General features: G+C 59.6%; 14 protein-coding genes and 1 tRNA gene. 8 read left to right on the top strand and 7 right to left on the bottom strand.

Translation table 11 applies throughout. The annotated features are described in order from the left end of the window. Positions 1–142 precede the first annotated feature (142 nt). The 5 genes from AB5Z09_RS15375 (at position 143) to AB5Z09_RS15355 (ending at position 5447) form a co-directional block, all read left to right on the top strand. Entirely contained in the window at positions 143–1930 is a 1788-nt protein-coding gene (locus AB5Z09_RS15375; RefSeq protein ID WP_368195656.1) for a putative nucleotidyltransferase substrate binding domain-containing protein, read from the top strand. A 2-nt stretch (positions 1931–1932) separates the two neighbouring features. Further along, positions 1933–2559: a 3'-5' exonuclease gene (locus tag AB5Z09_RS15370; protein WP_368195655.1), complete on the top strand. Its 627-nt coding sequence runs from the start codon at positions 1933–1935 to the stop codon at positions 2557–2559. Positions 2560–2664: 105 nt separating this feature from the next. Further along, entirely contained in the window at positions 2665–2976 is a 312-nt protein-coding gene (locus AB5Z09_RS15365; RefSeq protein WP_368195654.1) for a DUF485 domain-containing protein, read from the top strand. Positions 2977–2987: 11 nt separating this feature from the next. After that, positions 2988–4640, top strand: a complete 1653-nt coding sequence (locus tag AB5Z09_RS15360; protein WP_026035062.1) for a cation acetate symporter — start codon at positions 2988–2990, stop codon at positions 4638–4640. A gap of 477 nt (positions 4641–5117) precedes the next feature. Beyond that, entirely contained in the window at positions 5118–5447 is a 330-nt protein-coding gene (locus AB5Z09_RS15355; protein ID WP_368195653.1) for a tyrosine-type recombinase/integrase, read from the top strand. Between the two features lie 27 nt (positions 5448–5474). On the opposite strand, the gene AB5Z09_RS15350 is transcribed toward AB5Z09_RS15355, so the two are convergent. From AB5Z09_RS15350 to AB5Z09_RS15335, 4 genes are all read right to left on the bottom strand, one after another. Beyond that, on the bottom strand, positions 5475–5804 hold the full coding sequence (locus AB5Z09_RS15350; protein ID WP_005333445.1) for a YbaB/EbfC family nucleoid-associated protein: 330 nt from the start codon (positions 5802–5804) through the stop codon (positions 5475–5477). Between the two features lie 114 nt (positions 5805–5918). Beyond that, positions 5919–8459 carry a DNA polymerase III subunit gamma/tau gene (gene dnaX, locus AB5Z09_RS15345; RefSeq protein ID WP_368195652.1) on the bottom strand — a complete coding sequence of 847 codons (2541 nt, stop codon included), beginning with the start codon at positions 8457–8459 and terminating at the stop codon, positions 5919–5921. A gap of 172 nt (positions 8460–8631) precedes the next feature. Beyond that, positions 8632–9177: an adenine phosphoribosyltransferase gene (gene apt / locus AB5Z09_RS15340; RefSeq protein ID WP_236294887.1), complete on the bottom strand. Its 546-nt coding sequence runs from the start codon at positions 9175–9177 to the stop codon at positions 8632–8634. A 134-nt stretch (positions 9178–9311) separates the two neighbouring features. Further along, entirely contained in the window at positions 9312–9689 is a 378-nt protein-coding gene (locus AB5Z09_RS15335) for a YbaN family protein (RefSeq protein ID WP_120414374.1), read from the bottom strand. A gap of 123 nt (positions 9690–9812) precedes the next feature. Here AB5Z09_RS15335 and dusC point away from each other — a divergent pair, with 123 nt between their 5' ends. The 3 genes from dusC (at position 9813) to AB5Z09_RS15320 (ending at position 12103) form a co-directional block, all read left to right on the top strand. Continuing rightward, positions 9813–10757: a tRNA dihydrouridine(16) synthase DusC gene (dusC, locus tag AB5Z09_RS15330; protein ID WP_139459317.1), complete on the top strand. Its 945-nt coding sequence runs from the start codon at positions 9813–9815 to the stop codon at positions 10755–10757. A 97-nt stretch (positions 10758–10854) separates the two neighbouring features. Continuing rightward, positions 10855–11223 (top strand): hypothetical protein, encoded by a 369-nt coding sequence (locus AB5Z09_RS15325; RefSeq protein ID WP_005333451.1) that lies wholly within the window; start codon positions 10855–10857, stop codon positions 11221–11223. A gap of 160 nt (positions 11224–11383) precedes the next feature. Continuing rightward, complete coding sequence (locus tag AB5Z09_RS15320; protein ID WP_279462579.1) at positions 11384–12103, top strand: transporter substrate-binding domain-containing protein; 720 nt, start codon at positions 11384–11386, stop codon at positions 12101–12103. 116 nt (positions 12104–12219) lie between these two features. Here AB5Z09_RS15320 and yjjG read toward each other — a convergent pair whose 3' ends face one another. The 3 genes from yjjG to AB5Z09_RS15305 form a co-directional block, all read right to left on the bottom strand. Beyond that, positions 12220–12900: a pyrimidine 5'-nucleotidase gene (yjjG, locus tag AB5Z09_RS15315; RefSeq protein ID WP_005333455.1), complete on the bottom strand. Its 681-nt coding sequence runs from the start codon at positions 12898–12900 to the stop codon at positions 12220–12222. A 14-nt stretch (positions 12901–12914) separates the two neighbouring features. Then, entirely contained in the window at positions 12915–14414 is a 1500-nt protein-coding gene (locus tag AB5Z09_RS15310) for a leucyl aminopeptidase family protein (protein ID WP_368195673.1), read from the bottom strand. 171 nt (positions 14415–14585) lie between these two features. Next, a tRNA-Met gene (locus AB5Z09_RS15305) sits at positions 14586–14662 on the bottom strand. Positions 14663–14675: the final 13 nt, after the last annotated feature.

The raw sequence follows: 14675 nt of genomic DNA, 5'->3' as shown, positions 1-14675 counted from the left end.
AAACTGACTCACTGGTCATACCACCACGTTATCAGAGTGTGAACAGGCGGTACAGCTGAGACTAAAGTCGGCTGGTCGCCTCCCCCTCCCTTTGTCACACTGGGAGCTGCATGAGTGCCGCAAGCCAGCAGAGGACGCTGTCATGTCAACCCTGTTCAATTTTGCCAGACCACCGTTCGACAGACTGGATGAGGAGGCGCGCGAGCGGCTCTCCCGTCACCTCTCGCTCTGCTATTTTCGCGCTGGCGATATTCTGCTCAAGAAGGGGGACGAGCCTCCCGGCCTCTATCTCGTCATCAAGGGGGCGGTGGAAGAGTCGGCACCTCACCACCAGTTTGGTGATTACGGGGTCGATGATCTGTTCGATGTGCGCGCCCAGTTTGACGGCCGCTGCCGCCACCGCTTCACCGCGCTGGAAGATAGCCTCTGCCAACTCATCCCTCGCCACACCTTTCTGGCGCTCTGTGAGCAGGATCCGCAGTTTGCCAGCTACTTCACCGCCAATCTGGCCGAGCGCCAGCGCCAGCAGGAGCAGCGCGAACAACTGGGTCAGAAGAATCTGGCTGAATTTATCCTGACCCGCATCGAACCGGGCCACCTGCAGGCACCGCTTATCGTCGACAGCAAGCTGTCACTGCTGGCAGCCACTGAAGCCATGGTGAGCAAGGGGACCGATTGCCTGCTCTACCCGGCCCACGACGGCTCCCTCACGCTGGCAACCCGCAAGACCTTGCTCCATGCCCTGACCCTCAAGGGATTGCCGCTGACGGCCCCCCTCTCTGTGCTGACTCCCACGCCCTTGATTGGTCTGCCGCTGGAGAGCTATCTGTTTGATGCCTTGCTGCTGATGACCCGCCATCGCATCAAGCGACTGGTGGTGTGGCGTGGCAACGAGGTGGCGGGCATCTTGCAACTGACTCAGGTGCTGGGGCTCTTCTCTACTCACTCCCACGTGCTGACGTTGCGTATCGCCCGCGCCGACAGCCTGCCGGCGCTGGAGGCGGTGGCCCGCGAGCAGCAGCAATTGACCCGCTCGCTGTTTGCCCAGGGGATCCACACCGCCTTTTTGATGAAGCTGATCGCCACCATCAACGAACAGCTGATCGCCAAAGCCTTTGCGCTGGTGATCCCCCCCGAGGTTCAGGATAAGGTCTGCCTGCTGATGCTGGGCTCGGAGGGGCGCGGCGAGCAGATCCTAAAAACCGATCAGGACAACGCCCTGATCCTGCCAGAGGGGCTGACATGGCCCACCCAGACAGCCGATCTGGCCGAATTCAGCGGTCTGCTGGAGCGACTCGGCTACCCGCTGTGCCCCGGGCAGGTGATGGTGAACAATCCGGCCTGGGTGAAAACAGGCAGCGAGTGGCAAAGCGCCATTGCCTGCGCCTGCACCACGGCAAAAGAGGATGAGCTGCTCTGGCTCGCCACCCTGGCCGATGCTCACCCCATTGCGGGGGATCGCCAACTGCATCTGCCGGTTGCCAGAGCGCTGCGCGAGCAGTTGGCGGACAGACGGGATCTGCTGGCGGAGATGGTGCTACCGGCAGTGGCCTTTCATGCCCCCCTCACCCTGTTTGGCCGGCTGGAGCAGCCACCGGAAGGGCTGGATCTGAAGCGGGGCGGCCTGTTCCCGCTGGTACACGGCCTCCGGATGCTGGCCCTTGAGGCAGGCATTCTGGAGACTTCAACCCTTGGGCGTATCGATGCGCTGGTGGCCGCCGAGCGGCTCAGCGCCGACTATGGCAGCAATCTGGCGGAGGCGTTCCGGCTCTTTATCCGGCTTAGGCTGCGCAGCCAGCTCAAGGGGGGCAATAGTCGGGTGCAGACAAGCGAGCTCAGCCACAGCGAACGTGATCTGCTGCGCCAGGCGCTGCATCAAGTGAAGAAGTTCCAGCAGTGGCTCACCTTGCACTTTCGTCTGAGACAATAGCCATGTTGAGCCGCGCTCGACGCTACTGGTATGGCCGCGCGTTCCGAACGGGCGAGTTCGCGCCGCTCTTTGCCACCCCACCCGAAGATGAACGGGTCGCCCTCGATTTCGAGACCACCAGTCTCGATCCCGAGCAGGCCGAGATCGTCTCCATCGGGGCGGTGCGCATTCAGGGCAACCGGCTGCTGACCGGCGAGGCCCTCGCCATCAAAGTACAGCCACCGGCCAGCCTGACCAGCCAATCTGTGGTGATCCACGGTCTGCGCCATCAGGATCTGCAACAGGGAATGGAGCTGGAAGCCGCGCTGCGCCTGCTGCTCGACTATATCGGCCCGCGCGAACTGGTGGGCTATCACATCGCCTACGACCTGCGCATTCTCAATCTTGCCTGCCAGAAATTGTGGGGATTGACCCTGCCCCAGCGAGGGATCGAGGTGAGCCAGCTCTATCACGACCACCTCTATCGCCGCTATCCCGATGCGGCTATTGACCTCCATTTGAGTGCCATCTGCAGCCACCTTGAACTCCCATCCCTGCCCGCCCACGACGCCCTTGCCGATGCCACCACGGCTGCGCTCATCTATCTGCGCCTGACCTGCGGCTCACCGCTCACTTATCCCAAAGTCTAATTGTCGAGAAATAACATTTAATTCACATTTTGCTTACATGAGCAGATTGCCTGCTCGTCGGGGTTACCCCATCCACCGCTGACACTCATGTCATGGAGAACTGCAATGGAACAGCAAAGCTATCTGAGGATCCAGCAAGATCCCAACTTCCAGGAGCTGGTCGCCAAGCGCCAGCGTTTTGCCTGGGTCCTCTCGGCTCTGATGCTGGGACTCTACCTGGCGTTTATTCTGCTCATCGCCTTTGCCCCCGGTTGGCTGGGCACCCCGCTCAGCGACAGCACCACCGTCACCCGTGGCATTCCGGTCGGGGTGGGACTGATCCTCTCCTCCTTCGTGTTGACCGGCATCTATGTGTTTCGGGCCAACGGCGAGTTTGACGAGCTGAATCAGAAAATCCTCAAGGGAGTGCAGTCATGAGCGCAAAAAGCATGAAAGGCAAGTGGCTGCTGTTGGCCTCACTGGCCTCCTCCCCCCTGCTGGCAGCGGATGCGCTGACCGGCGAGGTACAACGCCAACCCCTCAATGTGTCGGCTATCGTGATGTTCGTGGTCTTTGTGGCCGCCACCTTGTTCATCACCTACTGGGCCTCCAAGCGCAACCGCTCGGCTTCCGACTACTATGCGGCCGGTGGCCGTATCACAGGCTTCCAGAACGGTCTGGCCATCGCCGGTGACTATATGTCCGCCGCCTCCTTCCTCGGGATCTCCGCGCTGGTCTACACCTCCGGCTACGATGGCCTCATCTACTCCATCGGTTTTCTGGTGGGCTGGCCCATCATTCTGTTCCTGATCGCCGAGCGGCTGCGCAACCTTGGCAAATATACCTTTGCCGATGTCGCCTCCTACCGTCTCAAGCAAACTGAGGTGCGTACCCTCTCCGCCTGTGGTTCGCTGGTGGTGGTCGCCCTCTACCTGATCGCCCAGATGGTCGGTGCCGGCAAGCTGATCGAGCTGCTGTTTGGCCTGCAATACCATGTGGCCGTGGTGCTGGTCGGTATCCTGATGGTGCTCTACGTGCTGTTTGGCGGCATGCTGGCCACCACTTGGGTGCAGATCATCAAGGCAGTGATGCTGCTCTCTGGTGCGTCCTTCATGGCCATCATGGTCATGAAATCGGTCAACTTCGATATCGGTGCCCTGTTTAGCGAAGCGGTCAAGGTGCACGAGAAAGGGATCGCCATCATGAGCCCGGGTGGCCTGGTTGCTGACCCAATCTCCGCCATCTCGCTCGGTCTGGCATTGATGTTCGGTACCGCCGGTCTCCCCCATATCCTGATGCGTTTCTTCACCGTGAGCGATGCCAAAGAGGCGCGTAAATCGGTGTTCTACGCCACCGGCTTTATCGGCTACTTCTACATCCTCACCTTCATCATCGGCTTTGGCGCCATCTTGCTGGTGAGCACCAACCCGGCCTTCAAGGACGCCACCGGCGCCCTGCTGGGCGGCACCAACATGGCGGCAGTCCATCTGGCCAATGCGGTCGGTGGCAGCCTGTTCCTCGGCTTCATCTCCGCCGTGGCATTTGCCACCATTCTGGCGGTAGTTGCCGGATTGACCCTGGCCGGTGCCTCTGCGGTCTCCCATGACCTCTATGCCAGCGTGTTGAAGAAGGGCAAGGCCAACGAGACCGATGAACTGCGCGTCTCCAAGATGACGACTCTGGTGCTGGGCGTGGTTGCCATTGGTCTGGGGATCCTGTTCGAGAAGCAGAACATCGCCTTCATGGTGGGTCTGGCCTTCTCCATCGCCGCCAGCTGCAACTTCCCGGTGCTGTTCCTCTCCATGTTCTGGTCACGCCTGACCACCCGTGGCGCAGTCTACGGTGGCTGGCTGGGGCTGGTGAGCGCAGTGACCCTGATGATCCTGGGCCCGACCGTGTGGGTGAAAGTGCTGGGCCATGCCCAGGCTATCTTCCCCTACGAATACCCTGCCCTATTCTCCATGGGGCTGGCCTTCGTCGGGATCTGGTTCTTCTCCATCACCGACAGCTCCCAGAACGCCGCCGACGAACACGCCAAGTTCCTGCCGCAGTTCGTTCGCTCCCAGACCGGGCTGGGTGCCTCTGGCGCCACCTCCCACTAACAGATCAAGTTCATCCTTCCAAGCCGGCTTCATGCCGGCTTTTACCATAGCCTATCCCCGCACAGCAAAATTCCGGCCTGACCGATCTTGATCACTGTGCTTGCTACAACGTTGGGGGAATTTAGTTAACCACCACAAACAATTCTCCAATAAAGAACTATCACGACTCTTGAATACGACGTTGAAAAGCATCTTCTGATGATTAAGTTTTTGTTCTGGACAAGCATGAGACCGGATGAAATGAAGGTGGGTCGCTTGGGAGGACATCGACATGAAAATGGGGCTGCTTCAAGTTCGCTACAACATCGACCGGCGTGGTCAACTCAAACGACCCAAAACCATTGTAGGTAACAAGGCGATCGAGCTACTTCCGGCAGCCAGGAACATATTAAGACGACAGCGCAAACTAAACTTCATGCTTCCGCCACGCTTGGAAACCATCCATCTACGTCATAACAAGAGGTGAGAAACGATGAGGTGAAAGGTATTTTTGGGGAGGGAAAATATGCCATACATCAGACCCGAACTGTTTACGGCTCCGGGTTATTGGCACGTCTACTAAGAAAAGCGCAGCTGACACATAGAGAACCGTATCAGCTGCGCCATAGCTATGCCTCAATGCTTCTGATGGCGGGTGCTCATCCAGCCTATCTTGCCAAGCAACTTGGCCATAAAGATTGGGGGATGATCCGCACCATTTATGCTCAGTGGGTTAGCAATGACAATCCTAATTACAGGAATGAACTGGCTGAGAAACTGGGCGTTGTTGACCCATATATGACCCACGAGCAACAGATTAAAGCATAAAACATTGATTCCAAATAGCTTTATGCCTTAAAACGGCATCTTGAAGCCTGGCGGCAGTTGCATGCCACCGGTCAGTTCGCCCATCTTGGCCTTGTTCTGCTCTTCCACACGACGCACGGCATCGTTGCAAGCGGCGGCGACCAGATCTTCCAGCAGCTCCTTGTCATCTTCCATCAGGGAGGGGTCGATCTCGATGCGACGGACGCTGTGGCTACCGGTCATGGTGACCTTGACCATGCCAGCACCGGCTTCACCGGTCACTTCCATCTGAGCCAGCTGCTCCTGCGCCTTCTGCATACGCTCTTGCATCTGTTGGGCCTGTTTCATCAGGTTCCCCATTCCACCTTTACCAAACATATGTCGTCTCTCGTCTTGAAATCCGGCATCCAGCGCCGGGCTGTGGGCTTGTCTGTCCTAGATGGGGACAGCCAAACTGCTTTTCAACCGGAAGCAAGCTCCCGGCCACGAAATTTAGCGGTTGAGGGGCTCGATGCTCTCGTGATGAAGCACGGCACCAAACCGCTGAACTAAAAACTGTACGTTGGGATCCTGCTCCAGATCCCGGGTCACCTGCTCGCGCACCCCTAGATAAAGGCGATGTTCGATCTCGAGGGGAGTCTCCTTGTCAGGCACCACACCAAGCGTCACCTCGACCTGCACCGGTTGCCCCAGCGCTGGCCCGATGATCTCGGCCAGATCGGCGCGCGCCTTGTCGCTCACCAGATGGCGCTGCTCGGGCTTGAGGGTTAGCAGTACCTTGTCCCCTTCCCGCGTCATCACCGAGTTGATGGCCAACTGGCGCAGCCGGCCTCCCACCTGAGTGTGGGCAATCAACTCGGCCCAAGGGTCACCGCAACCATTGAGCAGCGAGGAGGGGATAAGGCGGGTCGCCTCTCCCTCTTGCGGCTCGCTGTCGCTCTCGAGCTCATCCCAGTCGATGGTCTCCATCACCGGCTGAGCGGGCTCATCCTGCGTCACAAGGGCAGCAGCCACTGCCGTGCTGGCAACGGGCGGCTGGGTCGCTGGGGCGGGCGTCACCGCAGGCGCCGCAGCGCTGCGCTCGCCGGGTCGATAGCTCGGCTGTCCGTCGAGATCCCAGGGTGGCAGATCGGTTGGCTGGGCCGGTGCCGTGACGGGAGCGTGGCTCATCACCTGAGTCTGCCCGGCAAAGCCCTGATTGAGGTACTCTTCGTAATCGTCGTTATCACCCTGCGGCTCGTAACTGTCGTTATAGAGATCCACTGGCGGCAGATCATCATAGTGACCCATCGTCGCCATCCCCTGCCCGGCCGGTTGGCTGACCGGAGCTGGCTGTTGGGTGACGACCGGTGCAGCGGCGGGCGCGACAGGGCGAGCTGGCGCAACCGGCACTGCGCGCGGTGCGGGCGCTGCCGGGGCATCCTGACCACGCTGGCGGCTGCGCAACATGTTTCGCTTGCCAAGCAGGCTTTGCATGCTCGATACCGCTGATACCGGTTCAGCAGCGGCAACAGGCGTTGCTGTCGCTTCGAGCGCGGGCTCGAAGGGGGCGGTCAGCGGCTCGCCACGGGAATAGTCGGTATCGGCTGCGGCAGACGCTCGCTCATCAGCATCTGCGGGCTGTGCAGCCGAGTGCGCAGACACATCGGGCTGCGCATGTGGTAACGCGGGCTCGGGTTGATACCCCATGCCCGCAGCTTCGCGCAGCAGCTCATCCTGCTGGCTGAACAGCTCGGCGGCTTGCGCCTCCTCCTGACTATCGGCGGGGTTGCCGATGTCATCCGTCATCGCAGGCAGGGAGACATCAACCGCGGGCACGGCGCCGCTGATCGGTGCCAGTGTGGCCGATTCAGCGGCCGGGGGCTTTCCCGGCAAGGAGGCTACCGGAGTGGTATTGCTCGTCATTGACGGGGGCAGCGCAGTGAGGCTGGCCGGATGCAGGGCATCGCGCCGTGGCGAAAAGGCAAGCATCCGCAGGCAGGTCATCTCCAGCGCAGTGCGGCCATCGGGGGCCCAGGGCAGATCTTTACGGCCACCCAGCACGATCTGGTAGCAGAGCTGCACCTCTTCCGGGCTCATCGCCTTGGCCAGTTGCAGCAGGGAATCGGCATCCGCCCCCTGCTCCTGCACACTGGCAGGCAGCAGCTGCGCCATGGCGATGCGATGGAGCAAGCCTTCCAGCTCGGCGTGGAGCTGATCAAAATCGGGGCCCAGAGTGGCGATCTCGGTGATCTTGGCCATAGTCGCGGGGGCATCTTGCCGCAAAATGGCTTCCAACAGCTGGTGCAGATGGCGGTGATCGAGCGTGCCCAGCATCGCCAGCACGCTGTCGAGGCGCACGCTACCATTGCCGTGGGCCAGCGCCTGATCGGTGAGGCTCAGGGCATCGCGCATACTGCCGTCAGCGGCTTTGGCCAGGGCCAGCAGGGCGCGCGGCTCGAAGGGCTGCCCCTCCTGATCCAGCACCCATTCGAGCTGCTTGGCGATCTGGGTCTGATCCAGACTCTTCAGATGAAACTGCAGGCAGCGCGAGAGAATGGTAATGGGCAGCTTCTGCGGATCCGTGGTGGCCAGCAGAAACTTCACATAGGGGGGGGGCTCTTCCAGGGTTTTCAGCAGCGCGTTGAAGCTGTGGCGCGACAACATGTGCACTTCATCGATGAGGTAGACCTTGAAGCGGCCACGGGCCGGGCGGTACTGCACGTTGTCGAGCAGCTCGCGGGTATCTTCCACCTTGGTTCGCGACGCCGCGTCAATCTCCAGCAGGTCGACAAAGTTGCCCTGATCGATCTCGCGGCAGGTATCGCAGACACCACACGGGTGGCTACTGATCCCCTGCTCGCAGTTGAGGCTCTTGGCCAGAATACGGGCGATGGTGGTCTTGCCGACCCCGCGGGTACCGCTCAGCAGATAGGCGTGATGCAGCCGTCCCTGATCCAGGGCGTTGGTCAAGGCGGTCAGCACATGTTGCTGGCCTACCACTTGTTCAAACGTATGGGGGCGCCATTTACGCGCCAGAACCTGATAGCTCATAAATCCATCATGCAGGGAAGACAGGGCATTGAGGCCGGATGCTAACACAAATGGCGGGCTGGCTGTATCGGCTATCGGTGAGAGCGGGAGGGATCGCTTGATTTTCAAACCGATGCCCGTACGGGCACCGGTTCAATGCAGGCCCGATGCAGAGGATCGGGCCGAAGAGGCATTACTCGCCGGCCAGCTCGACCAGTGAGACTACCTTGATGCCAGCAGCAGTCAGGCGGGCATCGCCACCCAGAGACGGCAGGGAGATGATGAAGGCCGCATCGGCAACTTCACCACCGGCACGGCGGATCAGCTTGACGGTCGCATCAACGGTACCGCCGGTCGCCAGCAAATCGTCCACGACCAGCACCTTGTCACCGGGTACGATGGCATCGGTGTGCAGTTGCAGGGTATCGGTGCCGTACTCGAGGGCATAGGACTCCTCGATCACTGCGCGCGGCAGCTTGCCCGGCTTGCGGACCGGCACGAAGCCCAGTCCCATGGCATAGGCAACCGGCGCGCCAAAGATGAAGCCGCGAGCTTCGGTGCCAACAATCTTGGTGATCCCTTGATCACGATAATGATTGGCCAGCAGATCGATGGTGGCCTTGAAGGCCTCGGCGTTCTCGATCAGGCTGGTAATGTCACGAAACAGAATGCCCGGCTTCGGATAGTCGGGAATGGTCTTGATGCTTGCTTCGATAAATTTCAGGGTTTCCGGATTCATGTGTTGACCGCTTATTTTTTTGACCCAGGGGTGGCCATTTTTTCTCAATTCCCTTCTGCGGGAAATAAAAAAGCCTGTCACGCAAAAATGACAGGCCGACTCCATAGCATTATTGCTGCAATAGCTTAGGGACTTCACTTCACCATTGCAACTGGCTCCAGCACCGGCAGGCGCATTAACCAGGTGAGCAGGATCACCATTATGATAACCAGCAACCCCTTGACCCACAGCAGTGGCACCACCGCCAGCGACACCGAAAAGGTGAGCAAAATGAAGATAATGGCGCGCCGTCTGGCCTGACGACGAATGCCGCGATACTGTTGCCAATCCACGATGGGCGGGCCAAACCAGGGATGGGCCAGCAGCCAGCGATGAAAACGGGGCGATGAGCGGGCAAACAGGGCGGCGGCCAGCAACATGAAGGGGGTAGTCGGCAACAGGGGCAGCACAATGCCCACAATACCGGTGGCAAATGCCAGCCACCCGAGCGCCATCAGACACCAACGCTTCATTCCTTCTCCTTGCGTGATTTATCTCCCTCTAGCCTAACAGAGTTTGAGCGGGTGCTGACAGCAGGCCGCAACCCCACTACAATCTGCGCTCTTTTTTCTTGCCACTCTCGTCGGAAAGCCGTTATGCGCGTTATTTTGGCCCCCATGCAGGGGGTACTGGATCACCTGATGCGGGAGGTACTCACCTCCGTCAATGATTACGATCTCTGCGTGAGCGAGTTTATCCGGGTCGTCGATCAGCTGCTGCCCGCCAAGGTGTTCTACCGCCTTTGCCCTGAACTGCTGCAAGATGGCAAAACCCGCGCAGGCACCCCGGTGCGGGTGCAACTGCTGGGGCAACACCCTGAGTGGCTGGCCGAGAACGCCGTGCGCGCCATCGAGCTGGGCTCCCCCGGCGTCGATCTCAACTTCGGCTGTCCCGCCCCTACGGTCAACAAGAGCAAGGGCGGTGCGGTGCTGCTCAAAGAGCCCGAGACCATCTACCGCATCGTCAAGGCGGTACGTGACGCAGTGCCCGCCCATCTGCCGGTGAGCGCCAAAATTCGCCTCGGTTACGACGACAAGGATCTCTATCTGGAGAACGCCCAGGCGGTCTTCCAGGGGGGCGCCAACGAGCTGGCCGTTCATGCGCGCACCAAGCGCGAAGGGTACAAGGCCCCCGCCCACTGGGAGTATGTGGACGCCATTCGCCGCGCCCTGCCCATCCCCGTCACCGCCAACGGCGAGATTTGGGATCATAAAGATGCCCTCGCCTGCGCCAGGGTCTCGGGTTGCGATGCCCTGATGGTCGGGCGCGGCGCCATCTCCCTGCCCAATCTGGCCAACGTGATGAAAACCGGCTGCCCGCACATGAGCTGGGCCGAGGTACTGCAGTTGATGGTGAGCTATACCGAGCAGGATCTGGCCAGCGAAAAAGCCGACTACTACCCCAGCCGTATCAAACAGTGGTTCAGCTATCTCAAGCGGGAATATCCCGAAGCGGACCTGCTGTTTCAGGAGATCCGGGTGCTCAAAGAGACGGATCCGATCCGCGATGCCCTGCTGCAAGCAGCCAAAAGCCACAGCTAACCACGTTTAACTTGACGCATATCATCTTGATAGAGTTATCGGATCCCTATACTGCCCCGAATCTGTCGTCTGTCCTGTGGGGGATAATGTGTGTGAAATGACGCAAGCACAGTTGACTGTCTGGCGTAATCGCCTGCTGTCAGACTGGGCCCAAGTAAGAGAAACGCTGATCGGTCAGCTCAAAGCCTGCCGCCGTGACGAGTGGGCCGAACAGGTCGGTCACTGCGAGCAGGATCAACTGGTGGAACTGACCAGCCGGCTGGATCTACCGAAGGTTGAGCAGAGCGTGGCCCGCCTCAAGCGGATCGATGCAGCACTCTGCCAGATGGATCTTGGCCTCTATGGCCTCTGCTCCGATTGTGAAGAGCCGCTTTCCATCGAACAGCTGGAACAGGATCCGACCCTGCAACGCTGCCCGCGCTGTGAAACCCGCTATCGCAAGGGATTCCACGCCCACGAACTGTGAGGGATGCACATCTGTGCATCCGCTCAACCCTCAGCACTGGTTACTCCGTCGTTCCTGTCCAATACTCACCGTATCAGCCTGTTCGAGGGTATGCGTTGTGTACAGACTCTTGTTGTTATGGTGTTTGTGTTGCCAGGCTACGGCACAAGAGTCATTGGTCGTGGGCTGGGTCGACTGGCAGCCCTTCAGTTATCGCAATGAACAGCAACAGCTCCGCGGACTGGATGTGGAGCTGCTCAACGCCATCTTCCTGCGGGCCGGTTATCAGGCCAAATTCAGTGAAATGCCCTGGGCTCGCGTGCTGCACGAACTGAAATTCGGCACGGTTCAGCTGACCATGTCAGCCAATATCACCGCCGAGCGGCAGCAATATGCCCGCTTCAGCCACCCCTATCGGGAAGAGGAGACGGCCATCATCATCCGTCGGCAAGATGCCGAACGCTGGCGCGGGATCACCACCCTGGAGCAGTTGATCAACACCCCCGACTTCCATATCGGGGTGCTCAAGGGCTTTGATTACGGCAATACCTTCCGCCAGTTGATGGCAAGGCCCGAGCTGCAGCCTCGCTTGCAGATGCGTCTGCGGCTGGACCAGTTACTGAAGATGTTGCAAGGGGGGCGGATCCAGGGGTTTATTCTGGATCCCCACGGACTGCAGGGGTGGCAGGGTGAAGATGAAGCGCAGGATCAGCTGCATACCCTGCTGCGTATCGAAGTCACGCCGGTTCACCTGATGCTGAGCAAAGAGAGCACTACTGAGGCGCAACTGCAGCGGATCAATCAGGCTATCGATCAATTGAAACAGAGTCCCGACTATCAGCAGATCCTCGATCGCTACCAGTTCAGATCCCTGCATTCACAGGAAAACACTCATAAGTAAGGGGAGCATCAGCTCCCCTTACTGTCTCAAGCAAACCCAATCCTGTCTCAAACAACCCTGGTTGCAACTTACCAGGACGTTTTGGTCACCGATAACGTGATGGTTAAACTTGGCTATCAGCGTCCCAGCACAATGTCGGCAAGGTGGGCGAAGTGGTGGATTTCGTGTGTGGCATCGCACTCGCCCGCTTGCCGCGCCGGGTTGTACCAGCAGGTTGCCAGCCCCTGCGCCGCCGCCCCGGCAATATCGGTTTTCGGATTATCCCCCACCATCAGCACCCGGGCCGGATCTGGCTGTCCCATCAAGGAAAGAGTGTGCTGGAAAATGGCTGGCGCCGGCTTGGTCACCCGGATCTCGTCGGAGATCACCAGCGGCTCGAACCACTCGCTCCAGCCCAGTTTGCCGAGCCGCCCCCGCTGAGGCACACTGAAACCATTGGTGATGATCCCCATCCGCACCTTGCTGCGCAGTTGCTGCAGGGTCTCGACCACCCCTTCGAGAGGCATGCTAAGGGCAATGATTTGCTCCAGAAAGGTGTTGTTCATCGCCATGGGATCGGCGGCAACCTGCTGGGCAAAGAGGGAGAAGCGGGTCTGCTGCAACGCCGTTGCATCGATCTCGCCGTCGTTGTACTGCTGCCAGAGCCCGTGGTTGAGGGCGTGGTACTGCGCCATGCTGGCGTCATCAGCCTGTACACCATAGATCTGCAGGGTGTGCGTCAGCGCAGAGGCGACCGGAAAATCGAGCAGGGTTTCATCCAAATCGAACAGCACCCAGTCATAGCTTGGTTGTTTCACATAACTCCTTGTTATCATTCAGATTGTTCAGAGGCTTGGCGACCAACTCTGCCAAGCGGGCTGGCCAGCAGATCCAGCGTGAGACGCACGCCAAAGCCGGTCACTTCGCTGGAGACCACCCCATTGCCCCCCTTGTTGCGAAAACCGCTAAGGTCGAAGTGCAGCCAGGGGGTCTGCTCGGGCACGAAGTGGGCGAGGAAACGGGCCGCATCGATGTGATCCGGCGAACTGCCAGGCGCACATTGCAACAGATCGGCCCACTCGCTTTCGATGTTGTCGTCGTAATCGTCATCAAGCGGAAAGGGCCAGATCCGCTCGCCGCTGCGCTGACCCAGATTGACCAGTGATGCCATCCATTCGCTGCGATTGGTAAAGACGCCGCTGTAGCGGCTACCCAGCGCCCGTTTGCAGGCCCCGGTCAGGGTCGCGTAATCGAGCAGCAGATCCGGGGTATCCTGCACCGCCATCGCCAGGGTGTCGGCCAATACCATTCGCCCTTCGGCGTCGGTATCGACCACCTCGATGGAGGTGCCATTGATGGCAGTCACCACCTCGCCAGGACGATAGGCGTGAGGGCCGATATGGTTCTCGGCAATGGCCAGCCAGCAGTGTACCTCGTAGGGTAGCTGAGCTCGGCTGATAGCGTAGAGGGTGCCGAGCGCCACTGCACTCCCCCCCATGTCCAGATGCATGCCATACATGCTGCCGGAAACCTTGAGGTTGTAACCGCCAGAGTCGTGGCAGATCCCCTTGCCCACCAGTGCAATGCGGCGCACCGGCTTGGGTGGATAGTAGCTGAGCTTGACCATGGCCCCCTGATTGTCTTCCGAACCACGAGCAACGGCCAGAAACGCCCCTGCCCCCAACTCGGCCAGCTGCGCCTGATCATAGTGATGGCACTGCCACCCCTCATCTTGCGCCAGCTTGCTGACAAACTCGCGATAGCTGGCGGCCGTCAGCTCGGAGGCTGGCAACACCGCCAGATGGCGAGCCAGCCCGTTGCCCCCCGCTTCGCTGTAGAGGCGCGCCAAGTCCAGCACCACCGCGGGTGAAACCTTGATCTGCTGATAGCTCCAGCTGCTTTCACTGCGGCGCTTGCTGGTGGGCAACGAAATATTGGCGGCAAGCAGGGCTGACAACATCACTTCGGCCAGCATCACTCGCTCGGAGGGGGAAAAACCTTCCAGATGCAGCCCGAGCCGATCCACATTGAGCCCAGAAAGAGGAGCAATCCAGCCTCTGATCTGTTTATAGAGGCGGTGATCCCGCGTCACACTGCCGGCCACAAACATCACCTGCAACAGGGTATTGCCATGCATCAGGGTAAAGGGCGCTTTTTTCCCCAGCGCAAGCTGGGTCTGGAGACCCGCAAGAGCGGGCAGCGAAAGCAAGGACTCCTTCTGCTCTTCGGCGATCAGCAGCAGTTGCAACGGCAGCCCTTGGGCAAGGGCTTCGGCCAGCGTGGCATCCCAGCTTTCAATAGCAGGAGGAAGATAGGTGAAGGGAGTGATCACAGGCGCGTGCCTCATCCATGAAGAGATACCTGATGATACCCAACAAATGGTTGATACGACCAGTTTTGGTCTTGAAAAAGCGTCAGAAATAGCAGCAATCACCAGATGGTGACGAGCATCAAGAAGGATTGTTCAATGATTGGCAATGCAGGAAGGGAACGTACAGAAAGTTGGTTGCGGGGGCCGGATTTGAACCGACGACCTTCGGGTTATGAGCCCGACGAGCTACCGAGCTGCTCCACCCCGCGTCCGAATTGTCAC

Origin of the sequence: Aeromonas sp. R2-2 (genome assembly GCF_040908355.1) — a bacterium.
Lineage (GTDB): Bacteria > Pseudomonadota > Gammaproteobacteria > Enterobacterales > Aeromonadaceae > Aeromonas > Aeromonas veronii.
This window is presented reverse-complemented; position numbering and strand designations above follow the sequence as displayed.

Coding starts and splice junctions, on each gene's coding strand:
- AB5Z09_RS15375 (WP_368195656.1), top strand. CDS start 143: ATGTCAACCCTGTTCAATTTTGCCAGACCACCGTTCGACAGACTGGAT.
- AB5Z09_RS15370 (WP_368195655.1), top strand. CDS start 1,933: ATGTTGAGCCGCGCTCGACGCTACTGGTATGGCCGCGCGTTCCGAACG.
- AB5Z09_RS15365 (WP_368195654.1), top strand. CDS start 2,665: ATGGAACAGCAAAGCTATCTGAGGATCCAGCAAGATCCCAACTTCCAG.
- AB5Z09_RS15360 (WP_026035062.1), top strand. CDS start 2,988: ATGAAAGGCAAGTGGCTGCTGTTGGCCTCACTGGCCTCCTCCCCCCTG.
- AB5Z09_RS15350 (WP_005333445.1), bottom strand. CDS start 5,804: ATGTTTGGTAAAGGTGGAATGGGGAACCTGATGAAACAGGCCCAACAG.
- dnaX (WP_368195652.1), bottom strand. CDS start 8,459: ATGAGCTATCAGGTTCTGGCGCGTAAATGGCGCCCCCATACGTTTGAA.
- apt (WP_236294887.1), bottom strand. CDS start 9,177: ATGAATCCGGAAACCCTGAAATTTATCGAAGCAAGCATCAAGACCATT.
- AB5Z09_RS15335 (WP_120414374.1), bottom strand. CDS start 9,689: ATGAAGCGTTGGTGTCTGATGGCGCTCGGGTGGCTGGCATTTGCCACC.
- dusC (WP_139459317.1), top strand. CDS start 9,813: ATGCGCGTTATTTTGGCCCCCATGCAGGGGGTACTGGATCACCTGATG.
- AB5Z09_RS15325 (WP_005333451.1), top strand. CDS start 10,855: ATGACGCAAGCACAGTTGACTGTCTGGCGTAATCGCCTGCTGTCAGAC.